This window comes from Ensifer sp. B1-9 (genome assembly GCF_050474445.1).
Classification (GTDB): domain Bacteria; phylum Pseudomonadota; class Alphaproteobacteria; order Rhizobiales; family Rhizobiaceae; genus Ensifer.
The window spans coordinates 1-22,626 of record NZ_JBCHVG010000010.1 but is presented as its reverse complement, the minus strand read 5'-3'; the positions used below and the strand labels follow the sequence as shown (position 1 = coordinate 22,626).

The following is a 22,626-nucleotide window of genomic DNA, read 5'->3' as shown; positions in this document are numbered from 1 at the left end:
GCGGCGGCGTTGCGCTTTCAAGTACGGCTCAAGAATCCGGCTAACGTCTCTGCGTGAGCCGCCTCCTTAGCGGATCAGCAACGCCCGGAAATCGTTGACGTTCGTTCCGGTCGGTCCGGGAACGAAGAGGTCGCCGCTGGCCGCAAAGGCCGACCAGGCATCATGTCGGGCGAGATGCAGGCGCGGATCGATACCGGCCGCGCGCATGCGGGTTATGCTCTCGCCATCGGCAAACGCCCCGGCATTGTCTTCCGAACCGTCGATGCCATCCGTATCCGCGGCAAGCGCATCGATGCCCGTCACCCCATCGATGTCGAGCGCCAGCGACAGCAACAATTCGCTGTTGCGGCCGCCCTTGCCATAGTCCTTGCCTGAGATCGTCACCGTCGTCTCGCCGCCGGAAAGCAGCACCACCGGCTTGTCGAAGGGGCGGTTCCGAAGCGCCACTTCACGCGCCAAGGCCGCAAGCATGCGGCCGATATCCCGCGCCTCGCCTTCGATCGCATCGGAAAGAATGTGCGCCTCGACGCCAAGTTCCCGTGCCTTGGCCGCGGCCGCCTCGAGCGACACGGCAGCCGAAGCGATTACATGGCACTGATGCCCGGCGAACCGGGGATCATCCGGATCGGGCGCTGCAGCCGCTTCCGAGCGCAGATGCGCCATCACCCCATCGGGAAGCAGCATCCGGTAGCGGGCGACGATGTCGAGCGCCTCTTCCGTGGTGCTGCGGTCCGGAACGGTCGGGCCGGAAGCAACGAAGGCCGGGTTGTCGCCGGGCACGTCGGAGACCACGAGGCTGACGACGCGGGCCGGGAAGGCGGCTGCGGCAAGCCGCCCGCCCTTGATCCGCGACACGTGTTTGCGCACGACGTTCATCGCCGAGATCGGCGCGCCCGAGGCGAGCAGTGCCCTGTTGACGGCGATCTCATCGGCGAGAGTCAAGCCTTCGGGCGGTGCCGGCAGCAGCGCCGAGCCGCCGCCGGAGATCAAGGCGATGACGAGATCGTCGGCAGTCAGGCCCGCTACGGTCTTCAGCAAAGCATCCGAAGCGGCAAGCCCGGCCTCGTCCGGCACCGGATGGGCCGACTGCAGCACGTTTATGGTCTGGCAGCGGTCCACTGGTCCGTGGCGGGCGACAACCGTTCCCCTGAAGGGATGCTGCCAGAGCTTCTCGAAGGCCGCCGCCATCTGGCTTGCCGCCTTGCCAGCCCCGACGACGACCGTCCGCCCCTTCGGCGGTTCGGGCAGATGCGCCTTGATCGCCTGATAGGGATCGGCCGCACGCACGGCGGCCTCGAAAAGTCGAGTTAGGAAGGGGCGCGCGTCGATCATCGTCGTCCTCAGGCGGCGATTTCGAGGTCGTAGACGAAGATGCCGGCGACACCGCCCTCGGCCGCCGCGACGATCTTGGCGCCGGTCTTGCGATGTTCCTCGTCTTCCAGATAGGCGTCACGTGCTGCCGCATCGGTGAAGTCGACGATGAAACCCAGGCCATGGCCCTTGTCCATGCCCACTTCCGGGCTGACATTGCCGCCGATATGGGCCGCCATAAAGCCCGGCAGCCGTGATTTCAGCGCGACGATCTCATCGAAGATTGTTGCCTTCTCCTCCTCCGAGATTTCGGGGCGGAAGCGGATGAAGACGCAGTGGCGGATCATGGGGACCTCAACGGATATCGGCACGGGCGCGCGGGCGGCTGTCGTTGCGTTCATGGGCGAAGATCGCCGGCGGCAGGGGTTGGCGCTCGCGGATGATGTCGGCGCCCTTTTCCCCCATCATGATCGTCGGTCCGTTGGTGTTGCAAGAGGGAACCCGCGGCATCACAGAGCTGTCGCAGACCCTGAGGCCCTCGAGCCCCCGCACTTTGAGGTCGAGCCCGACCACAGCCGAGGCGTCCGTCCCCATCTTGCAGGTTCCAACCGGGTGGTGATCGGTCTTGGCATTGGCACAGCCGTACTCGAAGAGCTGGTCGTCGGTCGCAACCGAAGTGCCCGGCAGACGCTCCGCCAAGACGAAAGGCTTGAGTGCTGCCTGCTGCATGATTTCGCGGGCAAGCTTCAAGCCCTCGATCGACATCTTGCGGTCATGCGGATCCTCCCAGTAGTTGGGATCGATCAGCGGCGCTGCCGCCGGATCGGAAGAGGACAGCCGCACGGTTCCGCGCGAGCGCGGATGCAGGTAGGCGGAGTTGAGCGTCACGCCGGCATTCTTCAGTTTCTCGACGCCCGCCTCGATACCGGACCCGAGACCCAGATGGAACTGAATGTCCGGCGAGCGGGCATCGGGATCGGCGTACCAGAAGCCGCCGGTCTCGAACAACGAGGAGGCCACCGGGCCGGAGCGGAACAGCACATATTGCAGCCCTGCCCATAGCGTACGATGAAGTTTGGCCACGCCGTCATAGGTGTGGTCGCCGGTGCATTCGGAAATCACGAAGAGATCGAGGTGATCCTGCAGATTGCCGCCAACCCCGGGCAGATCGTGCTTCACCGAAACGCCGACCGATTTCAGATGATCGGCCGGCCCGATGCCGGATTGCAACAAGAGCTTCGGTGAGCCGATGGCGCCGGAGGAAACGAGCACTTCCCGCTCGGCTCGGATCACTTCGCTGCCCTTGCCGGTGACCACCTCGACGCCGACGGCGCGGGTGCCTTCGAGCACGATCCGCGCCACGCGCGCGCCGGTGCGAACCGTCAGGTTGCGGCGGTCCTTGATCGGCGAGAGATAGGCGAGCGATGCGCTCGACCGGCGGCGATTGCGCTGGGTGAGCTGGTAGAAGCCGACGCCAGCCTGCTGGCGGCCGTTGAAATCGTGGTTGTAGGGAATGCCGAGTTCCTGGCCGGCACGGATGTAGGCGTCGCAGATCGGCAGCGCCGAGACCGGCATCGAAACCCCGAGCGGCCCGCCATAGGCATGGTAATCGTCGGCGAAACGCTGGTTGTCCTCGGCGCGCTTGAAATAGGGCAGGACACTTCGATAATCCCAGCCGCTGCAGCCGTCCTCCGACGCCCAGAGATCGTAATCGGCGGCATTGCCGCGGGTATAGAGCTGAGCATTGATCGACGAACCGCCGCCGATGACCTTCGCCTGGGTGTAGCGCAGCACCCTGCCCTTCATGTGTTTCTGCGGCACCGTGTGCCAGCCCCAGCTCGCGACCCCCTTGGTCATCTTGGCAAAGCCCGCCGGCATGTGGAACAGCGGGTTCCAATCGCCGCCGCCAGCCTCCAGCAGCAGCACGCGAACCGAAGGATCCTCGGAGAGGCGATTGGCAAGAACGCAGCCGGCCGGGCCGGCACCGGTGATGATGTAGTCGTAGCTCATTCCCTGTCTTCCTCCGCCGCCGCAATTTGGAACGTTCCAAATTTTCGACGTGATAATTCCAAAACCTGCCCGCTTGCGAGCCTCAAACGTCGTGCCTGTCCCTAGAGCCGGCCAATCGAAAGGCCGCCATCCGCCTGGATGACCGAGCCCGTTGCAAAGCCGAATTTGCCGCCGGCAAGCCCGGCCACCATGTTGCCGATATCCTCGGGCTCGCCCCAACGCCGCATCGGCACCAGTCCGCCATCGATCAGGGCGTCGTATTTCGCCGAAACGCCCGCGGTCATGTCGGAGCGGATGATGCCCGGCCGGATCTCGAAGACGGAGATCCCGGTACTGGCAAGCCGGAGCGCCAGTCCCTGGCTGAAGGCGGCAAGGCCGGCCTTGGTCATGCAATAGTCGAGCCGCTCCGGCGAGCTCATCGTCGCCGAAACCGAGGTGATGTTGATGATCGACCGCGGCGTCACGTCGGCCGGATCGGTCAGCATCGAAACCAGCACGGCCTGGGTGAAGAACACCGTGCCGCGCAGATTGGTGGCGACGATCGTGTCGAAGTTCTCCGGCAGCAGATCGAGGAAGTCTCCCCGGACCACCGAGGCGATGCCGGCATTGTTGACGAGGCAGCGGATCGGGCCGAGCTCGGCGCGGATCCGCTCGACGGTCGCGGCATGGCCGCTGACATCGGCGAGGTTCGCTTCGATGTAGATAGCCCGGCCGTGGCCGCCGGAAAGTTCCGATAGCGTCTGGGCGGTCGTGGCGTCTGCGGCACCGAGGCCTGTGATGGCGATGTCGAAACCTTCTCGGGCAAGCGCACGGGCAATGCCGAGACCGATGCCGCGGCGGCCGCCGGTGACGATGGCGACTGGACGCGTCGATGACGTCATGAACGGAACTCCCTGGTGGCGATATGGTCGGCGACCCTGAGCGCCTGGGCGGCAACCGTCAGCGCCGGGTTGACGGCAGCGGATGTGGGCAGGAAGCCGGCGTCGACGACGAAGAGATTCGGATGGTCGAAGGCCCGGCAATAGGCATCGAGCGGCGCATCCTTGGGGTCTGTGCCGATCCGAACCGTGCCGCACTGATGCGATGGCGTCCGCTTGTCGAAGGCCTGGGAAAGCACGATCGGATAGCCGGCCGCTTTGAAGTGCTCGCGCATCTTCGCTTCGAGACTCGAAAGCGCCTCCATGTTCGAGCGCCGCCACTGCATGATGATACCCTTGCCGTCGACCATGATGCGGCTTTCAGGATTCGGCAGGTCCTCCGTCATCATGTACCAGTCGACCGCATGGCCGGCCATGAAGTCGAAGGCGAAGCGCGGCGCCCAGAGCGGCGCGTTGGCCTTGAGGATGTCGCCGTTGATCTTGCCGAGAAGCTGGACGTTGCCAAGCGGCAAGTCGTCCCGGCCGCCGGTCAGGTAATAATCGTTCAGCATCAGCGTCTTCTGGTAGATGCTGTCATTGCGCCTGAACGGATTGATCGCCAGCATGGCACTGCAATTGTGGTTCATGAAGTTGCGGCCGACCTGGTCGGAGCCGTTGGCGAGCCCCTTGCCATCGCCGGAGCGCAGCAGGATCGCGGCCGAGTTGATTGCGCCTGCCGACAGGATCACCAGCTTCGGCGACAGGCGCTTCTTTTCGCCCCTGTGGGTGTAATGGATCGCCTCGATCCGGCCGCCCGGACCCGCCTCCAGCGTGTCGACATGGGCGGAGGTGATGAGCTCGATATTGGGGTCCTTCAGCGCGGCGGCAAGCGATGCGGTCTCGGCATCCCTCTTGCCTTCACCGGTATTGGGAAAACCATCCCACGGCGTGCGCCCGCCGGCCAGCCACGTGTCGATGTCGACACCGAGCGGCAGCGTCGCCGGGTTGAGCCCCTGCGCCTTCAGTTCGGCGCGAGCACGCGCAATCGCCGGCTCGTCCGGTACAGGTCCGTGAGGGTAAGGCGTGGAGTGGAACGGCTCCGTCGGATCCTGACCCAATTCGCCGCGCACCTCGAACAATTGCTCGGCCTTGCCATACCACGGCTCCAGCTCCGCATAGAGAAAGGGCCAGGCCGGCGAAACGCCGCCGTGATGCTGCATCTCGGTGAAGTCCTCGGCGCGATAGCGCAGCAGCACTGCGCCGAAGAGTTTGGAATTCCCGCCGACGAAATAGAAATTTCCCGGATTGAACTCGGTACCATCAGGTTCACGCCACATCTCTCGCGGCCGGAAATGGCCCTTGACGAAGATCGAGTTGTAGCTCCGTGCGTCCGGCGTGTCGGGCAAGCGCTCGCCGCGCTCGAGGATGGCGATGCGGGCACCGGAACCGGCGAGCCCCGCCGCAATGGTGGAGCCGCCGATCCCCGAACCGATGATGACGATGTCCGGCTGCGTCTGCATCGTCGGTTACGCGATCCGCTGCTGGCTCTGCGGATCGAAGAACACCGCCTTGTCGAGGTTGAAGGCGAGCCGGGACGTCTGGCCAGCCGCAATGCGCGCATCCGCTCTCAACCGGGCGACGATCTCCTTGCCGCCGAGACGGGTGACCGCAAAGGTGTCGGAGCCGGCCGGCTCCACCACCTCGATCAGGCAATCGCCTTCGGCGACCACCTTGGCGTTGCGGTCGGCGCCGTCAGGATCGGTCAGTGCTTCCGGACGGATGCCGAAAACGACGTCCTTGCCGGCATAGGCCGACAGCGCGCCATTGGCATGCGGCACCGCAAGCTTCAGCGGTTCGGAATTCGGACGCGCCAGTGCCACCGCGATATCGGAGCCGCTCTTTTCGATCCGCGCGGTCAGGAGGTTCATCGCCGGCGACCCCATGAAGTCGGCAACGAACATGTTGGCCGGGTTGTTGTAGATCTCGGCCGGCGTTCCGAACTGCTGCAGCACGCCATCCTTCAACACGGCGATCTTCGTCGCCAGCGTCATCGCCTCGATCTGATCGTGGGTGACGTAGACGATCGTCGTCTTCATGCGGTTGTGCAGCCGTTTGATCTCCGTGCGCATGTCGACACGCAGCTTGGCGTCGAGGTTCGAAAGCGGCTCGTCGAACAGGAAGACCTGCGGATTGCGCACCAGCGCACGGCCCATGGCGACGCGCTGGCGCTGACCGCCGGAAAGCTGGCTCGGCTTGCGGTCGAGCAGGTGGCCGATCTGCAGCATGTCCGCGACCTGCTTGATCGCCTTCTCGCGCTCCTCCTTCGGCACGCCGCGGATTTCCATGCCGAAGGCGATGTTTCCGGCGACCGTCATGTTCGGATAGAGCGCGTAGGACTGGAACACCATGGCGATGTCGCGCTTCGACGGATGCAGGTCCGCGACCGAGCGGCCCTTGATGGCGATATCGCCCGAGGTGATCGGCTCAAGCCCGGCAATGGTGTTGAGCAGGGTCGACTTGCCGCAGCCGGACGGGCCGACCAGCACGAGGAAGCCACCCTCTTCGATTTCCAGGTTGATGTCCTTCAGGATCTCGAGCGAACCATAGGATTTGCGCAGGTTGGTGATTTTCAAGAAAGACATGAGCTTATCCTTTCACGGCGCCCGACATCAGACCGCGAACGAAGTAGCGGCCGGACACGATGTAGACGATGAGCGTTGGCAGGGCGGCGAGGATCGCGCCCGCGAAGTGAACGTTGTATTCCTTGACGCCTGTCGAGGATGAAACGAGGTTGTTGAGCGCGACCGTCATCGGCGTCGAATAGGGGCCGGAGAAGGAGGCGCCGAACAGGAAGTCGTTCCAGATATTGGTGAACTGCCAGATGACCGAGACGACGATGATCGGGCCCGACGATGGCAAGAGGATGCGCCAGAAGATCTGGAAGAAGCTTGCGCCATCGATCTGCGCCGCACGCACCAGTTCGGTCGGGAAGGCCTCGTAGTAGTTGCGGAAATAGAGCGTCGTGAAGCCGATGCCGTAGACCACATGCACCATGATCAGGCCCCAGATCGACCCGGCAAGCCCGAGGATGCCGAGGATACGCGCCATCGGGATCAGCACGATCTGGAACGGGATGAAGCAGGACAGCAGCAGCATGCCGAAGAAGATGTTGGCACCGGGAAACCGCCACTTGGTCAAGACATAGCCGTTCAAGGCGCCGACGATCGTCGAGATCGCCACGGCCGGCACCACCATCAGGATCGAGTTGATGAAGAACGGCTTGAGGCCGGTCGGCTGCACGCCGATCTGCGCCGTCGACCAGGCCGAGAGCCAGGGTTCGACCGTCCAGGTCTGCGGCAGGTTGAGCATGCCGCCCTGGCGGATCTCGTCGAGCGGCTTCAGCGAGTTCACCACCATCACGTAGAGCGGCAGCAGCGAATAGAGCGCGAAGAGGATCAGTGCGGTGTAGATCAGCGCCCGGGTGAGGCGGTTATGCGAGATGATGTTGTCTGGGCTCGGAGCGCTCATCAGCGTTTTGCTCCCCGGATTTCGGAATAGAGATAGGGCACGATGATCGAGAAGATCATCACCAGCATGATGATCGCCGAGGACGCGCCGATGCCCATCTGGTTGCGGGTGAAGGTGTAGGAATACATGAAGGTCGCCGGCAGCTCGGTCGCCTGGCCCGGGCCGCCGCCGGTCAAGGCGATGATCAGGTCGTAAGCCTTGATCGCGAGATGGGCGAGAACCACGAAAGCCGAGAGGAATACGGGCCGCATCAGCGGAATGATGATCCGCCGATAGATCGTCGAGGTCTTGGCGCCGTCGATCTGTGCCGCCTTGATGATTTCGTTGTCGACACCGCGAAGGCCGGCCAGGAACATCGCCATGATGAAGCCGGTCGACTGCCAGACCGCAGCGATGACGACGCAGTAGATCGCGTAGTTGCGATCCTTGATCCAGTTGAAGGAGAAGCTTTCCCAGCCCCAGAGATGCATGGTGTTCTCAAGCCCGATGCCGGGATCGAGGAACCACTTCCAGGCAGTGCCGGTGACGATGAAGGAAAGCGCCATCGGATAGAGGTAGATCGGCCGCAGGAAGCCTTCGGCACGGATCTTCTGGTCGAGCAGGATCGCCAGTCCCAGGCCGAGCACGGAACAAATGGCGATATAGAGCACGGCGAAGATCGCCAGGTTGCTCACCGCCCGCCACCAGTGCGGCAGCGCCCACAGTTTCGCATAGTTGCTTAAGCCCACGAAATTGTAGGACGGCAGCATCTTGCTGTCTGTCATCGACAGAAAGCCGGTATAGGCGATGAAGCCGTAAACAAAGACGAGGACGATTAGGAAGCTCGGGGCAAGGACCAGCTTCGGCACCAGTTCCTGCAGTCGACTGCGGCTATCCATGAACGTTCACCACTTCTGGCGCTCGGCCGTCGGGAAGCCCCTGATTTCGGCACCTGCGCGAGGTTCTGGGTATCAGAGCGCCCCTCCCCGCGTCCCATTGGCCACGGCGGTTCGACGGCGCTCGCATGTCGGAATGGGTGTCCGGGGCGCCTGCAGCGCCGCGCGTCTTTCAAGACGCGCTAAGGTCGCTGCAACACTTGAGTTGCTGCATAATTTTGTCCTTAGATCCAATACGGAGCTAAGGAATTATGCAGTACGCGCCCCGGAACAAGCCCGTTACTTCGCAGCCTCGACGGCAGCGACCAGTTCCTTGACGGCCGCTTCGGACGTCAGTTCGCCGTTGAACTCCCGCGTCACGACGTCGTAGATCGCGTTCTTGACGGCAGCCGGGTTGGCATGGCCGTGCGCCATCGAACCGAAGAGCTTGCCGTTGGCATTGGCTTCGGCGAGGTCCTTGATGCCCTTCTTGCCGCAGGCGTCGAAGTCCGTGTCCGGAACATCGGTGCGGGCAGGAACAGAGCCCTTGACGACGTTAAAGGCCGACTGGAAGGTCGGGCTTTCGATGGCCGAAGCCATGGCGAGCTGCGCCGGGATCTTGTCTTCGGCAACCTTGAACATCGCGAACTGGTCGGAGTTGAAGGTGACCGCGCCCTGGGTGCCCGGGAAGCGCATGCAGACGAAATCGGTGCCAGGCACCTTCTTGGCCTTCAGGAATTCACCCTTCGCCCAGTCGCCCATGAACTGCAGGCCGGCCTTGTTCTCGATGACCATGGCGGAAGCGAGGTTCCAGTCGCGGCCGGAGAAGTTGTCGTCGACATAGGAGCGCAGCTTCGTCATGCGATCGAAGGCTTCCTTCATCTTGTCGCCGCCGAGCGCTGCCGGGTCGAGGTCGATGAAGGCCTGCTTGTAGAAGTCGGTGCCGAGCGAGAGCACGACGGCGTCGAAGATCGTCGCATCCTGCCAGGGTTGGCCGCCATGGGCGATCGGGGTGATCCCTTGAGCCTTGAAGTTGTCGAGAAGCGCGATCAGTTCGTCCCAGTTGGTCGGCTCCTTGCCGCCAGCCTTGTCGAGTGCCGCCTTGTTGATCCAGACCCAGTTGGTCGAATGCACGTTGACCGGCGCTGCGATCCAGTGGCCGTCATATTTCGAGAACTGCTGCAGGGCGGTCGGGATTACCTTGTCCCAGCCTTCCTTGGCAGCGGTCTCGTCGAGGTTGCCGAGTGCACCTTCCTTGGCCCAGTCGAGGATGTCGAAGCCGAGCATCTGCACCGCGGTCGGAGCGTTGCCCGCGGTAACGCGAGCGCGCAGAACGGTCATGGCTTCCGTACCGCCACCGCCGGCAACCGGCATGTCGGTCCAGGTGATACCCTTGCTTTCCAGATCCTTCTTCAGAACGTCGAGTGCGGCGGCTTCGCCACCGGACGTCCACCAGTGCAGAACTTCCACGTTCTCGGCTGCGCGCGCGGCGGTGGCCGCCATCATCAGCGCCACAACGGCCGTCGTCGTCATCAACTTGCGCATCGTTATCCTCCCGTTTGCAAGTTTTCGGGATGGAACCTCCTTCCACCCCGGAATTCGCGCCGCTCTAGCCAGCGGCTGGCCATTTAAAACGTTATAAATTCAGCAAGTCAAGCATTCCGCCACTTTGTACTTTAGCACCTTCGGAACCGTTTGAATTTACTGAATTATATAGCACACACTAGCTATTGCGGTGCAACAATCCGTACCGCAATGCGAGATTTAAAACGTTTTCATGATTCGATTGCCTAAGCGTTCGCTCCACGTTACAAAACCCGCTCTTGCCCGCTTTCAGGATGACTAGCATTGGCCGATCCCTCCAAGCCCGCCCACCACGAAGACAGTGGCGCTGCCGCCAAGCGCAGCAAGCCGACCCTTCGGACCATCGCGGAAATCACCGGCCTTGCCGTCACCACCGTTTCGCGCGCGCTTTCCGACGCGCCGCAGATCTCCATCGAAACCCGCAAGCGGGTGCGCGAGGTCGCCGATCAGATCGGCTACTCGCCCGACCGGGCCGCCCAGCGCCTGAAAACCGGTCGCACCAATGTCATCGGCGTGCTGCTCGACCCGCACGAGGAAATCCTCGGCTACGGCACCTCGATCATGAGCGGCATCGCCAAGGCGTTGCAGGGCACCGCCTATCACCTGATCGTCATGCCGAACTTCCTCAACTCGACCAATGTCGAGGCGGTGCACTACATCACCCGCAACGGCATGGCCGACGGCCTGATCTTCTCGCGCACGGAACCGCTCGATCCGCGCGTCCGGCTGCTGTCCGATCTCGGCTTTCCCTTCGTCACCCATGGACGTACGGAACTTTCGACCCCGCACCCCTATGTCGACTACGACAACTTCACCTTTTCCTATCAGGCGACGAAACGCCTGATCGCCAAGGGCAGACGCAAGCCCGCCCTGATCAGCGGCCCCGCCGACTTCACCTTTGCCGGCCATCTGCAGCACGGCTTCATGACCGCCGTGCGCGAGGCCGGCTGCGCCTACGAGATCCTCTCCGGCATCGACCTCGACAGTCCCGCCGGCGCGATCCGCGACCGGATCCGCCAGCGCTACGCCGAGCCCGATCCGCCCGACAGCTTCATGTGCGGCGGCGAGGTCTGTGCATTGGCGACCATCACCGGCATGAGCGATTGCGGACTGACACTCGGCCGCGAATACGACATCGTCGCCAAGCAGACCTCGCATCTTCTCAGCGCCATCCAGCCGCAGGTCGAGACGATCTACGAGGACCTGACGGCGACCGGCGAGGACATGGGCCGCGTGCTGCTGCAGAAGATCGGCGGCGAGGGCGACGTCAGCAAGCTGCAACTGCTGCTCTGTCCGCAGATCCCATCGAGCTTCGGCGCGGCCGACTGAGCGGACGGAAAAGGCGCGCAGGGCGGCGTCGCGTGACGCTGCCTGCTGCTGCCGTGTTCCTTTCCTGGTCCGCATGTCCTCTCCTCCCCTGTTCCAGCCTTAGCGCGGCATCCACCAGCCGGTGCGCGGCCCCATATGCATGTTGAGCGTCTTGGTCTCGGTATAGTCTTCGACCGCGTGGCGGCCGAGCTCGCGACCGAGCCCGGATTGGCGATAGCCGCCGAACGGCAGCTCGGACGCGCCGTCCATGAAGGTGTTCATCCAGATGGTGCCGGCGCGCACGCGGCGGCCGATCGTCAGGCAGGTGTCGAAGTCGCGGCTCCAGACGCCGGCCGAAAGGCCGTAGTCGATCGCATTGGCGATCCGGATCGCTTCCTCTGTCGTCTCGAAGGTCAGCACCGAGAGAACCGGGCCGAACACCTCTTCGCGTGCCACCGCCATATCGGGTCGCACGGCCGAAAGGATCGTCGGGGCCATGAACTGCCCCATGCCGAGATCGAGCGCCGTGCCGCCATGGGCGACTGCAGCGCCGTCCCTGGAAGCGGCAGCAACATAGCCGGCGATCTTTTCCAGATGCTGCGGCGTGATGATCGCACCGACCTGCGTTTCCGGGTCGAGCGGATCGCCGACCTTCACCTTGGCCGAAAGCGCGGCGATGCGGCGCGTGACCTCCTCGGCGATATCGCGATGCAGGATCAGCCGCGACCCGGCATTGCAGCATTCGCCGGCATTGAAATAGGCGCCGAAGACGGCCGCATCGATGAACTCGTCGAGATTGGCATCCGGGAAGACGATCTGCGGGTTCTTGCCGCCAAGCTCCAGCGACACCTTCTTCAGCGTCTGCGCCGCACTCGCCATGGTCAGCCGGCCGACGCCGGTCGAGCCGGTGAAGGACACCATGTCGACATCCGGGTGGCTGGTCATCGGCGCACCGACCTCGGGCCCCGTGCCGGTGATGATGTTAACGACACCGGCGGGAACACCGGCCGCTTCCAGGATTTCGCCGAGCAGCAGGGTCGAGGCCGAAGTCAGTTCCGACGGCTTGACGACCGTGGTGCAGCCTGCGGCGAGCGCAAAGGGCAGCTTCTGGCTGACGATCAGGAACGGGAAATTCCAGGGCGTGATGATCGAGACGACACCGACCGCTTCGCGCAGCACGACGCCAAGCGTGCCGTCGCCGAGCGTGTTGTAGCTTTCGCCATGCAGGTCGCGCGCCAGCGCCGCGGCATAGCGCCAGATATCGGCGGCACCGCCGAGTTCGCCCTTTGCCTGGCTGATCGGCTTGCCGGATTCGATCGCGTCGAGATAGGCAAGTTCATCGGCCCGTTCGGCGATGATGTCGGCGGCACGCAAAAGCACCAACGAGCGCTGCGACGCGGTCATGCGCGGCCAGATGCCTTCGTCGAAGGCGCGGCGCGCGGCGGCAATCGCCTTCTCGGCGTCTGCCTTGGTGCCCGCCTGATAGCGGCTGACGACGACGCCGTGACCGGGCGCCACGCGTTCGATCGTGCGTCCTTCGGCGCTGTCCACCCATTTGCCGTCGATCAGCATCTGGAAGGCGCGGACCTTGTGACCTTCGATCGGCTTGGGTTTCACGAGCACGGTCATTACCATTCTCCCTTGAATTGGGCTTCACGCTTCTCGGAGAAGGCGGCGACACCTTCCTTGAGGTCGCCGGTCTTGGCGACGAGGATCGAGCCGAGCGCCTCGACCGCGGCACCATTGTCTTCGCCATTTGCCGAAGCGATCATCAGTTTCGAAATTTCGAGCGCCGCGGGCCCGCGGCTGGCGACGCGCGCCGCATAGTCGCGGGCGGCAGCAAGCGCCGTGCCGGTTTCGACCACGGCATCGACCAGGCCTTCGGAAAGAGCGGCCTCGGCCGTGAACATCTCGCCGCCGAGCACCATGCGCCTGACGATCTGGGCACCAAAGCGCGAGACCAGGCGCTGCGTGCCGGACCAGCCCGGTACCATGCCGAGGCTCGTCTCAGGCAGGCCGATCTTGATCTGTGCTTCGGCAAGGCGGATGTCGGCGGCCGCGGCTAACTCCAGCCCGCCGCCGAGCGCGTGGCCATTGAGCGCGGCGATGACCGGCATGCGCAGCGTCGCCAGCCGCTCGAAGACGCGGTGACCGAAACGCACCCAGTCATGACCGAAGGCGGGGGCGTCCATGCCGGCCCAGGCCTTGATGTCGCCTCCGGCGGAGAATGCCTTGCCTTCGCCAGTGAGGATGACGACGCGGACGTTGCGATCGGCCTCGACCATATCGCAGGCGGATGCCAGCGCCTTCAGCATATCGATGTCGAAGGCGTTGAGCTTTTCCGGACGGGCGACCGTCATGGTCGCGATCGCTCCATCCACCTCAATGCGGATACGGCCCTCAGCCACGCGCGCCTCCCTCAAGCCGGCGTGCCGGCTTCTTCGGCAATTCGAGTCCGATGGGAGCTTCCCGGAACAGGGAGGCATCCATTGTCTTCAGCTTGTCGGAAACGAGCAGCCGGAACTCGGACTGGTCGAGAATATGTGCCTGCAGATCGACGCCCGGCGCGATCTCCGTCAGCATGACGCCCTGAGGCGTCAGCTTCATCACGCATCGCTCCGTCACATAGGTGATGTCCTGGCCCTGCTCGATGCCGCGACGGCCGGAGAAGGTGACGTGCTCGACCTCGTTGACCAGCTTCTTCAGCTTGCCTTCCTTTTCGAGCACCAGCTTGCCATCGGCGATCGCGAGCTTGGCGCCGGCATTGAACATGCCGGAGAAGACGATCTTCTTTGCCCGCGCGGTGATGTCGACGAAGCCGCCGGCGCCCGCCGTTACATGCGGACGGAAGGAGAGCTTCGACACATTGACCGAGCCGTTGCGGTCGATCTCGAGGAAGGAGAGCAGCGAGGCATCGAAGCCGGCGCCCTGGAAATAGGTGAACTGGTAGGGCGAAGGCATGAATGCGTCGGCATTCGAGGCGCAGCCGAAGGCGAAATCGAGAAGCGGCACGCCGCCGACGGCGCCCTGCTCGATCACCCAGGTGACCGCGCCATGCAGCCCCTCTTCCAAAAGGATGCGCGGCACGTTGGCAGAAATGCCGAAGCCGAGATTGACGGCGCTGCCGGCTTGCAACTCCTGCGCCACCCGGCGGGCAATCACCTTCTGGATGTTGAACTCCGGCACGCGGAAACTGTCGAGCGGCCGGAAGATCTCGCCGGAGATCGCCGGATCGTAGAGCGTCTGGGTTGTCTGCTTCTGGTCGGGATCGACGACGACATAATCCACCAGGACGCCGGGCACGCGCACGTCGTGCGGCTTCAGCGACCCTTCCTTGGTGATGCGCTTGACCTGGGCAATGACGATGCCGCCATTGTTGCGGGCGGCGAGCGCCTGGTCGAGACCGCCGAGATAGGCACCCTCGTGCTCATAGGTGAGGTTGCCGCGCTCGTCGGCGGTCGTCGCGCGGATGATCGCTACCTCAGGCGCGATCGCCTTGAAATAGAGCCAGTCCTCACCCTCGAACGAGACCTTCTTGACCACCGGCTCCGCGGCCGCCGAAGCATTCATGGCGCAGCCTTCACGCGACGGGTCGACGAAGGTATCGAGGCCGACCTTGGTCATCACGCCCGGGCGCTTGGCCGCCGCTTCGCGATGCATGTCGAAGAGGATGCCGGAGGGAATATTGTAGGCAGCCACCTCGTTGGCGCCGATCATCTGCCAGATCAGCGGCGGCTCGGCGCTCGACGGACCGGACGGATAGGAGCCGCCGATGATCTTCTTCAAGAGACCCTTCCTGGCAATATAGTCGACACCCTTGATGCCGCTCATGTCGCCGGCGGCAATCGGGTGCAGCGTCGTGAGATCCCGCGGATGACCGGTCGTGTCGAAGCGTTCTCCGATCGCCTTCAGCATCAGGTCGGGGCAGCCGAGACCGCTGGATGACGAGACCGAAACCACCGCTCCATCCGGGATCAGAGCAGCCGCTTCGGCCGGCGAGATATGCTTGTTCATCGACATGAGTTCAAAGTCCCGTTTCGATCGCCACCGCCTGGCCGGTCGCAGCCGCCTTGACGACGGCAAGACCGGTCGCCAGCGACCAGACGCCGTCTTCGCCCGAGGCCGACGGTTGGCCTTCGCCTCTGATGGCGGCATGGAATGCGGAAAGTGCGGTTTCGTAGAGATTGCGATGGTCGAGCGTGAGTTCCGTCTCGCCATCGGCATTGCGCAGCGTCACGGTTCCGACCGGTCGCTGGGTCATGACCTTGCGGCCGATCAGCGAACCTTCGGTGCCATGCACCTCGAGGCCGGTCTCGGCGAAGCGCACGGTGAAGGCGTCGTGGAACTGGGCGATGACGCCCGAGCGGAAGTGGAGCACACCCATGACGCCGTCCTCCAGACCTTCCTTGCCCATGCCGGCACTATGACTGATGGCGACCGCTTCGATCGGGTCGTCATTGAGAATGAAGCGCAGCGTATCGGCATCATGCACGGTGATGTCGAGGATGACGCCGCCGCCGGCATCCGGCCGCTCCAGCCGCCAGCCTTGGAGATGCGGCGGCAGGTAGACCGCGTGGAAGACCCGCGCGGCGATCGGCCGGCCGATCTTGCCTTCGGCGATTGCATCGCGCATGGCGCGATGGGTGGCCGCGTTGCGCAGGTGATGGTTGGTGGCGAGCACGACACCCGCCTCCTGTGCCGCCGTCACCATTTGACGCGCGTCCTCCAGCGTCATCGCCAAGGGCTTTTCGCAGAGTACGTGCTTGCCGGCGGCGATCGCTGCCAGCGTCTGCTCACGGTGCAGTTCGTTGGTGGTCGAGACATAGACGGCATCGACATCGGGATCGCCGACGAGCTCCGCGACCGAGGTCACCGACTTGGCGATGCCGTTCTCTTCGGCATAGGCGGCACCACGCTCGGCGCTGGTGCTCATGACAGAAACGACCTCGCCTCCAGCGGCGCGGATCGCGCCGATCACCCATTCGCGCGCAATCGTGCTTGCGCCGATCAGACCCCAACGCGTCATGCCAATGCCTCCCTTTTTCTTTCGACCGCAGCACCGCAGCTCTGGCGGACGACGAGACGGACCGAACCGACGATCGCTTCCGGCTCCGCCTTCCCGGCCTTGATCTGCTTCAGCAGCAATTCGGCGGCCCGCTGGCCCATGCCCTGCGGATCGACGGAAACCGTCGTCAGCGCCGGCACGGCGGTCTTCGCCTCGATCACGTCGTCGAAACCGATGACGGCAAAATCCGCGCCCGGCTCCAGCCGCCGCGCCCTCAGGCCGTCGCAGACGCCGAACGCAACCGCATCGTTGAAGCAGAGCGCTGCCGTCGGCCGGTCGGCGAGCATCATCGCTTGCTCCACCGCCGTCACGCCGCCGGCACGCGATGGCGCCGAACCGATAATAAGCGCATCGGAGCCCGGAATGCCGGCCTCGTTGAGAGCATCGCGATAGCCGCGCATGCGCGCCTCGAACACGGCGGTATCCGGAAAACCGCCGAGGAAGGCGATGCGCTGGTGACCGCGCTCGATCAAATGCCGCACGGCAGCCATGGCGCCGGCGTGGTTGTCGGAGGTCAGCGACGAAACATGGGCGCCGGCAATGTCGCGCACGACCAGAACGACGGGAATGCCGCTGTCGACGAGCGGCGCGAGATCCGCCGCTTCCGTGCCGCGCGCCGGCGACACGATCAGGCCGGAAACACCGTGCTCGCGCATCGATGCCACCACTTCGCGCTGGCGTTCGACCTTTTCGCCGGTATTGGCGAGAAACTGCACGAAGCCCGCCGACTGCACCACGGCATCGACGCCGACGGCGAGCTCCGCAAAGAAGCTGTTGGTGAGGTCGTTGACGACGATGCCGATGATCTTGGACTTCGCCTGGCGAAGATTGGCGGCGCTGCGATTATAGACATAGCCGAGGTCGCGGATGGCGGCATTGACCTTGGCGCGCGTCGCCTCGTTGACCAGCGAGCTGCCCTGGAGAACGAGCGACACGGTCGACTTCGACACGCCGGCGGCGCGCGCAATATCGATGACCGTTACCCTCTCCTTGACCACAGCATCCTCCCGAATTCTCTCGCCTGCTTTCCTCCTTCATAATTGGAACGTTCCAATTTCGTCAAGAGACGGCTGATCACTTTTTTCTCCCACGCACTCTCATTGCATGATTGATCAGCCTCGTTGACCGATGCCAATAGAGATTTTTATCACGATAATACGATGAAAAATAAAGATATATTCGTGACTTCTTCACCAGTGATCCGGCGTGGGTCATACATCCAAAAACATTGCCGCTTGCCATTTGGAACGATCCAAAGTATTTCAAGACAAATTTCCGCGGAGGAGACCGACCCCGATGACAAGCCTGACGCTGCCGCGCCAAGACGGCTCGCTCGAAGAATACCGCCTGGCGGGAACGCCGATCGCGCGGCCTGGGACGCCGCCGACCTTCAATCGCATTGCCTATGCGGCCGCCCACGTGGTCTCGGATCCGCTTCGCGATCTCGATCCCTGGGGCAATCCGGCGATCGACTGGGACGCAACGATGGCGTTTCGCCACCACCTCTGGAGCCTGGGCTTCAAGATCGCCGAGGCGATGGATACCGCCCAGCGCGGCATGGGCCTTGCCTGGCCGGGCGCGCAGGAGCTGATCCGCCGCTCGCTTGCCGATGCGCGGCAGGTGCCTGGGGCCGACCTTGCCTGCGGCGCCGGCACCGACCATCTGGCGCCCGCCGACACGCGATCGCTGGACGACGTGATCGCCGCCTATGAGGAGCAGGTAGGTTTCGTCGAGGGCGAAGGGGGCAGGGCGATCATGATGGCAAGCCGGGCACTCGCCCGGGTCGCGCGCTCGGCCGACGACTATTGCCACGTCTACGGGCACATCCTTCGCCAGACCCGGCACAAGGTCGTGCTGCACTGGCTGGGCGACATGTTCGATCCGCAGCTTCGTGGATATTGGGGCTCCGAGAATTTCAATCAGGCGCTCGATACGGTGCTCTCGATCATCGAGGCCAACCGCGACAAGGTGGAAGGCATCAAGATCTCGCTGCTCGACAACACCAAGGAAGTGGCGCTGCGCAATCGCCTGCCCGAAGGCGTGCTCTGTTTCACCGGCGACGACTTCAACTATGCGGAACTGATCGAAGGCGACGGCACGAAGTATAGCCATGCCTTGCTCGGCATCTTCGACGCGGTGGCACCCTCGGCCTCCAAGGCGCTCACCGCTCTCGCGAAGGGCGACCTCGCCACTTTCCGCGGCGTGATCGAGCCCACCGTGCCGCTGTCGCGCAAGATCTTCGAAGCGCCGACCCAATACTACAAGGCCGGCGTCGTCTTTCTCGCCTGGCTGAACGGTCATCAGCGCCACTTCACCATGCCGGCGGGCATGCAGTCCGCCCGTGGGGTGCTGCACTATGCCGACATCTTCCGCCTCGCCGACCGCGCCAATGTGCTCGACCGACCGGAACTGGCGGCCGAGAGGATGAAAAGCCTGCTATCGACCTTGGGCGTGGACCAGGGCGCGTAAGGAAAATCAGATGACGCCCCTGTGAGACGCCATCTGCACGTGACTTGAACCCGGAGGGCCCGGCCTCCGGTCGGAACGTGGCCAGGTCCACCCAGATGCGGCGGCCGACCGGTCACGCCGGGTGGCGTGACCGGAGATTGAAGCGGCTCAGGCTGCCAGACCCTTCTTCGCAAGCATCGCGTCCGGGCTCGGCAGCTTGCCGCGGAACGCCTTGTAGGCATCCTCCGGGTCGACCGATCCGCCGACCGAATAGATGTTGTCCTTGAGGCGGGCGGCCATCGCCGGATCGAAGGCGTTGCCGGTCTCCTCGAAGGCCGCGAAGGCATCGGCATCGAGCACTTCCGACCACATGTAGGAATAGTAGCCGGCCGAATAGCCATCGCCGGAGAAGACATGCAGGAAATGCGGGCTGCGGTGGCGCATGACGATCGATCGCGGCATGCCGATCTCCTCGAGCTTCTTCGCTTCGAGCGCCATCGGCTCTGCCGTCGCCTCAGTCGTATGATAAGCCATGTCGACCAGGGCGGAGGAGGTGAACTCCACGGTCGCGAATCCGGAGTTGAAGGTCCGGGCCGCGAGCACCTTGTCGAGCAGCGCCTGCGGCATCGGCTCGCCGGTCTGGTAATGCACTGCGTAGCGCTTGAGGATCTCCGGCACCGTCAGCCAGTGCTCGTAAAGCTGCGACGGCAGCTCGACGAAATCGCGCGAGACGCCGGTCCCGGAAACCGAGGGATAGGTGACGTTCGATAGCATGCCATGCAAGGCGTGCCCGAACTCGTGGAAGAGCGTGCGGGCATCGTCCAGCGACAGCAGCGCCGGCTTGCCCTCGGCGGGCTTGGCGAAGTTGCAAACGTTGTAGATGATCGGCAGTTCGCCCTCGGCACCGTTCTTCAGCTTGAGCTTGTGCTGCGATTGGAACGAACTCATCCACGCGCCGGAGCGCTTGGAGGGCCGGGCAAAATAGTCACCCAGGAAGAGCGCCACCAGCTTGCCCGCCGCATCGCGAATCTCGAAGACACGCACATCGGGATGGTAGGCGGCAACGCCCTTCTTCTCCGTCGCGGTGATGCCGAACAGGCGCTTGGCAACGTCGAAGCAGGCATCGATGATCTTTTCGAGCTGCAGGTAAGGCTTGAGTTCGCCTTCGGAGAAATTGAACTTCTCGGCCCGGAGCTTCTCGGCGTAGTGGCGCCAGTCCCAGGGCATGACGTCGTGATTGCGGCCCTCGTCGGCAATGAGCCGCGCGAGTTCGGCCTCTTCCTCGCGGGCGCGGGCAACGGCCTTTTCCCAGACCTGCATCAGCAGACCGTTCACGGCGGCCGGCGTCTTCGCCATGGTGTCGTCGAGCTTCAGCGACGCGAAGTTTTCGTAGCCGAGCAGCTTCGCCTTTTCCGCGCGCAGCGCCAGCATCTCGGCAATCAGCCCGCGATTATCGGTGTCACCGCCGTTCTCGCCGCGCGCAATCCAGGCGCGGAAGGCCTGTTCACGGAGCTCGCGATTGTCCGAGAAAGTCAGGAATGGTTCGATGATCGAGCGCGACAGGGTGACCGCGTATTTTCCCTTCTGACCGCGATCCTCGGCGACCGCCGCCATCGCATCACGCAGGAAGTCCGGCAGACCGGCAAGCTGCTCCTCGCTCTCCAGGAACAGCACCCAGCTCTTCTCGTCGGCAAGCACGTTCTGGCCGAACTTGGCGCCAATGCCGGCGAGCTTCTCGTTGATTCCCGCCAAGCGTTCCTGCTCCGGCTTTTCGAGCTTGGCGCCGGACTTGACGAAACCCTTCCAGTGCCGCTCGAGCACACGCGTCGCTTCGAGATCGAGACCGAGGGCCTGACGTCCCTGCCACAGCGTATCGATGCGCTTGAACAGCGCCGCGTTCATGCCGATCTTCGAATAATGCCGCGACATCTTCGGCGCGATCTCCCGTTCCAGAGCCTGGATCGTTTCGTTGGTGTCGGCGCCAGCCTTGTTCCAGAAGATCGATGACACCCGCGAAAGCCCGTCGCCGGCGATCTCGAGCGCGACGATCGTGTTCTCGAAGGTGGGCGCGGCAGGATTTTCGGCGATCGCGTCAATCTCCGCCTCATGTTCCCGGAAGGCGGCGTCGAAAGCCGGGGCGAAATCCTCGTCCTTCACCAGATCGAAACGCGGCAGGCCCTCGTGTCCGGTCCACTGCGTGAGTGCGGGGTTGAGCGGGGTGCTGGTGGTCATCAGAAATCCTTTCGCATGCGGTCCGGCTCGAGACCGGGGAGGGGGCCGGCGACCTATGACAACAGGAAGCGGCGAAAATGAAGGTGGTTGCCGGCGGGGACACCGTCAAGGTTTGCGCAGGCCAAGAAGGCCGGGAGCGGCATGCCAGACCGCCTGGACGGCAAAGCCCATGAACAGAAGTCCGGAGAGCCTGACGATCGCCAGTTCGTGGCGACGGTAGAAGCGCCGCACCACCGAGGCACCGATGATGACGATCAGGATCAGGTCGGCAACGAGAAAGCCGACCAGCGAAACGCCAAGTAGCGCCGGCAGCGCGTCGAATTCAAGCGCATTGGCTGAACCGGCAAGCAGGGCCGTGAAGGTTGCGAGCGCTACCGGGTAGCCCTTGGGATTGGTGAGCCCGAAGATCAGGCCGCGCCGCAACGGACGCTCGACCGTCAGCAGCGCCCGATTTTCGCCGGCCGGCCGCGCCCGTAGCGCCGTCCAGCCGATCCAGCCGAGATAGACACCGCAGAAAAGGCCGAGGATATCGAAGATCGTCGTCCCGACGGAACGGGCGCCGACAATCGCGACCAGCGCCAGGGTCGACCAGAGAATATCGCCAGCCAGATGCCCGCCCATGAATAGGGCGCCTGCCTTGCGCCCCTGGCCGGCACCGATGCCGAGCAATGCCAGAAAAGCGGGGCCTGGAATGAGCGTATAGGAGAGGGCGGCGAGAAAGGCTCCGATCAGTAGCGTCTCGGACATGGCATATTCCTGATTGTATCGCCGGCATTCGATCCCGCAGCACCGATTCCGTCAAGAGGAAAGCCAGGCATTCGATGCCAGCCGTTAGATCGGTGGAGAGGGAAGGTGGCGCGCCCCGCCCCCATCTCCACCAAGGCGGTCACCGTCCGCGGCTGCGGCCGACAAAGGTCAGAGCATCGATGGTCGCCTGCAGCATCGCCACTACGGCGCGGATGAATTTCCGCATGGTTGCGCTCCTCTCCCGGCGGATGAGCCTGCCCCTCGGACACGCTCGCATCGGAAGCATTCCATATGCCGGTACAACCGCCTGTTTCTCCGGGAACGCGCGGCCATGCCGGACGCACAAATCTTTCGTCGCGATGATTTCCCTTGACACGAAGTTGCGCTAGAAGGCGGCCTGCAGCGCCATGCGTCTGTTCAGACGGACAAAGGCCGCGTAGCACTATTTGAAGGGCTGCATGTTTTCCCCTTGGATCGGCCAGGTCTAAGGGGACATGCAGTCAGTTTTCCCCGCGAGAAGGACTATCCATGACTGTGCGCAACCTCTTCCTTCTGCCCGGCGACGGCATCGGCCCGGAAGCCATGGCGGAAGTCCGCAAAATCATCGCCTACATGAATGCCGAGCTTGGCGCCGGCTTCGTGACGGACGAGGGCCTGGTCGGCGGGTCGGCCTATGACGCCC

General features: G+C 63.8%; 19 protein-coding genes. 3 read left to right on the top strand and 16 right to left on the bottom strand.

Translation table 11 applies throughout. From position 1 onward, the window contains the following. Positions 1 to 66 precede the first annotated feature (66 nt). The 9 genes from ACQ5BM_RS19185 to ACQ5BM_RS19145 all read right to left on the bottom strand — a co-directional run bounded on the left by ACQ5BM_RS19185 (position 67) and on the right by ACQ5BM_RS19145 (position 10,093). A complete protein-coding gene (locus ACQ5BM_RS19185; protein WP_429814529.1) occupies positions 67 to 1,332 on the bottom strand; it encodes a glycerate kinase type-2 family protein in 1,266 nt (421 codons plus the stop codon). A gap of 8 nt (positions 1,333 to 1,340) precedes the next feature. Continuing rightward, the gene (locus ACQ5BM_RS19180; protein ID WP_429814527.1) at positions 1,341 to 1,658 is read right to left on the bottom strand and encodes a Dabb family protein; all 318 of its coding nucleotides are present in this window, start codon (positions 1,656 to 1,658) and stop codon (positions 1,341 to 1,343) included. 7 nt (positions 1,659 to 1,665) lie between these two features. Further along, complete coding sequence (locus tag ACQ5BM_RS19175) at positions 1,666 to 3,321, bottom strand: GMC family oxidoreductase (protein WP_429814524.1); 1,656 nt, start codon at positions 3,319 to 3,321, stop codon at positions 1,666 to 1,668. Between the two features lie 101 nt (positions 3,322 to 3,422). Next, on the bottom strand, positions 3,423 to 4,202 hold the full coding sequence (locus ACQ5BM_RS19170) for a 3-ketoacyl-ACP reductase (RefSeq protein WP_429814521.1): 780 nt from the start codon (positions 4,200 to 4,202) through the stop codon (positions 3,423 to 3,425). Then, positions 4,199 to 5,698: an FAD-dependent oxidoreductase gene (locus tag ACQ5BM_RS19165; RefSeq protein ID WP_429814518.1), complete on the bottom strand. Its 1,500-nt coding sequence runs from the start codon at positions 5,696 to 5,698 to the stop codon at positions 4,199 to 4,201. The genes ACQ5BM_RS19170 and ACQ5BM_RS19165 overlap by 4 nt, the downstream gene beginning before the upstream one ends. Positions 5,699 to 5,704: 6 nt before the next feature. Beyond that, the gene (locus ACQ5BM_RS19160; RefSeq protein ID WP_429814515.1) at positions 5,705 to 6,820 is read right to left on the bottom strand and encodes an ABC transporter ATP-binding protein; all 1,116 of its coding nucleotides are present in this window, start codon (positions 6,818 to 6,820) and stop codon (positions 5,705 to 5,707) included. A gap of 4 nt (positions 6,821 to 6,824) precedes the next feature. Then, entirely contained in the window at positions 6,825 to 7,706 is an 882-nt protein-coding gene (locus tag ACQ5BM_RS19155; RefSeq protein WP_429814512.1) for a carbohydrate ABC transporter permease, read from the bottom strand. Beyond that, the gene (locus ACQ5BM_RS19150; protein ID WP_429814510.1) at positions 7,706 to 8,584 is read right to left on the bottom strand and encodes a carbohydrate ABC transporter permease; all 879 of its coding nucleotides are present in this window, start codon (positions 8,582 to 8,584) and stop codon (positions 7,706 to 7,708) included. The genes ACQ5BM_RS19155 and ACQ5BM_RS19150 overlap by 1 nt, the downstream gene beginning before the upstream one ends. Positions 8,585 to 8,860: 276 nt before the next feature. Continuing rightward, the gene (locus tag ACQ5BM_RS19145; protein WP_429815206.1) at positions 8,861 to 10,093 is read right to left on the bottom strand and encodes an ABC transporter substrate-binding protein; all 1,233 of its coding nucleotides are present in this window, start codon (positions 10,091 to 10,093) and stop codon (positions 8,861 to 8,863) included. Positions 10,094 to 10,408: 315 nt separating this feature from the next. On the opposite strand from ACQ5BM_RS19145, the gene ACQ5BM_RS19140 reads away from it, so the two are divergent. Next, positions 10,409 to 11,473 carry a LacI family transcriptional regulator gene (locus ACQ5BM_RS19140; protein ID WP_429814507.1) on the top strand — a complete coding sequence of 355 codons (1,065 nt, stop codon included), beginning with the start codon at positions 10,409 to 10,411 and terminating at the stop codon, positions 11,471 to 11,473. A gap of 99 nt (positions 11,474 to 11,572) precedes the next feature. On the opposite strand, the gene ACQ5BM_RS19135 is transcribed toward ACQ5BM_RS19140, so the two are convergent. From ACQ5BM_RS19135 to ACQ5BM_RS19115, 5 genes are read right to left on the bottom strand one after another with little or no spacing between them, the layout of a single operon-like run. Then, entirely contained in the window at positions 11,573 to 13,081 is a 1,509-nt protein-coding gene (locus tag ACQ5BM_RS19135; RefSeq protein ID WP_429814505.1) for an aldehyde dehydrogenase family protein, read from the bottom strand. Beyond that, on the bottom strand, positions 13,081 to 13,860 hold the full coding sequence (locus ACQ5BM_RS19130) for an enoyl-CoA hydratase/isomerase family protein (protein ID WP_429814502.1): 780 nt from the start codon (positions 13,858 to 13,860) through the stop codon (positions 13,081 to 13,083). The genes ACQ5BM_RS19135 and ACQ5BM_RS19130 overlap by 1 nt, the downstream gene beginning before the upstream one ends. Beyond that, a complete protein-coding gene (locus tag ACQ5BM_RS19125) occupies positions 13,853 to 15,472 on the bottom strand; it encodes an acyl CoA:acetate/3-ketoacid CoA transferase (RefSeq protein ID WP_429814499.1) in 1,620 nt (539 codons plus the stop codon). Before ACQ5BM_RS19125 ends, ACQ5BM_RS19130 begins: the two co-directional genes overlap by 8 nt. A 4-nt stretch (positions 15,473 to 15,476) precedes the next feature. Further along, positions 15,477 to 16,478: a Gfo/Idh/MocA family protein gene (locus tag ACQ5BM_RS19120; RefSeq protein WP_429814496.1), complete on the bottom strand. Its 1,002-nt coding sequence runs from the start codon at positions 16,476 to 16,478 to the stop codon at positions 15,477 to 15,479. Then, positions 16,475 to 17,515, bottom strand: coding sequence for a LacI family DNA-binding transcriptional regulator (locus ACQ5BM_RS19115; protein WP_429814493.1), 1,041 nt, complete (start codon positions 17,513 to 17,515; stop codon positions 16,475 to 16,477). The genes ACQ5BM_RS19120 and ACQ5BM_RS19115 overlap by 4 nt, the downstream gene beginning before the upstream one ends. 298 nt (positions 17,516 to 17,813) lie before the next feature. Between ACQ5BM_RS19115 and ACQ5BM_RS19110 the strand changes: the two genes are divergently transcribed. Further along, on the top strand, positions 17,814 to 18,986 hold the full coding sequence (locus tag ACQ5BM_RS19110; RefSeq protein ID WP_429814490.1) for a dihydrodipicolinate synthase family protein: 1,173 nt from the start codon (positions 17,814 to 17,816) through the stop codon (positions 18,984 to 18,986). Between the two features lie 147 nt (positions 18,987 to 19,133). Here ACQ5BM_RS19110 and ACQ5BM_RS19105 read toward each other — a convergent pair whose 3' ends face one another. Further along, the gene (locus tag ACQ5BM_RS19105) at positions 19,134 to 21,197 is read right to left on the bottom strand and encodes a M3 family metallopeptidase (protein WP_429814488.1); all 2,064 of its coding nucleotides are present in this window, start codon (positions 21,195 to 21,197) and stop codon (positions 19,134 to 19,136) included. Positions 21,198 to 21,302: 105 nt separating this feature from the next. Next, entirely contained in the window at positions 21,303 to 21,944 is a 642-nt protein-coding gene (locus ACQ5BM_RS19100; protein ID WP_429814485.1) for a LysE family translocator, read from the bottom strand. Positions 21,945 to 22,472: 528 nt separating this feature from the next. Here ACQ5BM_RS19100 and ACQ5BM_RS19095 point away from each other — a divergent pair. Then, positions 22,473 to 22,626: isocitrate/isopropylmalate family dehydrogenase (locus ACQ5BM_RS19095; protein ID WP_244519057.1), on the top strand; the 154-nt coding region annotated here is incomplete at its 3' end.

Coding starts and splice junctions, on each gene's coding strand:
- ACQ5BM_RS19185 (WP_429814529.1), bottom strand. CDS start 1,332: ATGATCGACGCGCGCCCCTTCCTAACTCGACTTTTCGAGGCCGCCGTG.
- ACQ5BM_RS19180 (WP_429814527.1), bottom strand. CDS start 1,658: ATGATCCGCCACTGCGTCTTCATCCGCTTCCGCCCCGAAATCTCGGAG.
- ACQ5BM_RS19175 (WP_429814524.1), bottom strand. CDS start 3,321: ATGAGCTACGACTACATCATCACCGGTGCCGGCCCGGCCGGCTGCGTT.
- ACQ5BM_RS19170 (WP_429814521.1), bottom strand. CDS start 4,202: ATGACGTCATCGACGCGTCCAGTCGCCATCGTCACCGGCGGCCGCCGC.
- ACQ5BM_RS19165 (WP_429814518.1), bottom strand. CDS start 5,698: ATGCAGACGCAGCCGGACATCGTCATCATCGGTTCGGGGATCGGCGGC.
- ACQ5BM_RS19160 (WP_429814515.1), bottom strand. CDS start 6,820: ATGTCTTTCTTGAAAATCACCAACCTGCGCAAATCCTATGGTTCGCTC.
- ACQ5BM_RS19155 (WP_429814512.1), bottom strand. CDS start 7,706: ATGAGCGCTCCGAGCCCAGACAACATCATCTCGCATAACCGCCTCACC.
- ACQ5BM_RS19150 (WP_429814510.1), bottom strand. CDS start 8,584: ATGGATAGCCGCAGTCGACTGCAGGAACTGGTGCCGAAGCTGGTCCTT.
- ACQ5BM_RS19145 (WP_429815206.1), bottom strand. CDS start 10,093: ATGACGACGACGGCCGTTGTGGCGCTGATGATGGCGGCCACCGCCGCG.
- ACQ5BM_RS19135 (WP_429814505.1), bottom strand. CDS start 13,081: ATGACCGTGCTCGTGAAACCCAAGCCGATCGAAGGTCACAAGGTCCGC.
- ACQ5BM_RS19125 (WP_429814499.1), bottom strand. CDS start 15,472: ATGTCGATGAACAAGCATATCTCGCCGGCCGAAGCGGCTGCTCTGATC.
- ACQ5BM_RS19120 (WP_429814496.1), bottom strand. CDS start 16,478: ATGACGCGTTGGGGTCTGATCGGCGCAAGCACGATTGCGCGCGAATGG.
- ACQ5BM_RS19110 (WP_429814490.1), top strand. CDS start 17,814: ATGACAAGCCTGACGCTGCCGCGCCAAGACGGCTCGCTCGAAGAATAC.
- ACQ5BM_RS19105 (WP_429814488.1), bottom strand. CDS start 21,197: ATGACCACCAGCACCCCGCTCAACCCCGCACTCACGCAGTGGACCGGA.
- ACQ5BM_RS19100 (WP_429814485.1), bottom strand. CDS start 21,944: ATGTCCGAGACGCTACTGATCGGAGCCTTTCTCGCCGCCCTCTCCTAT.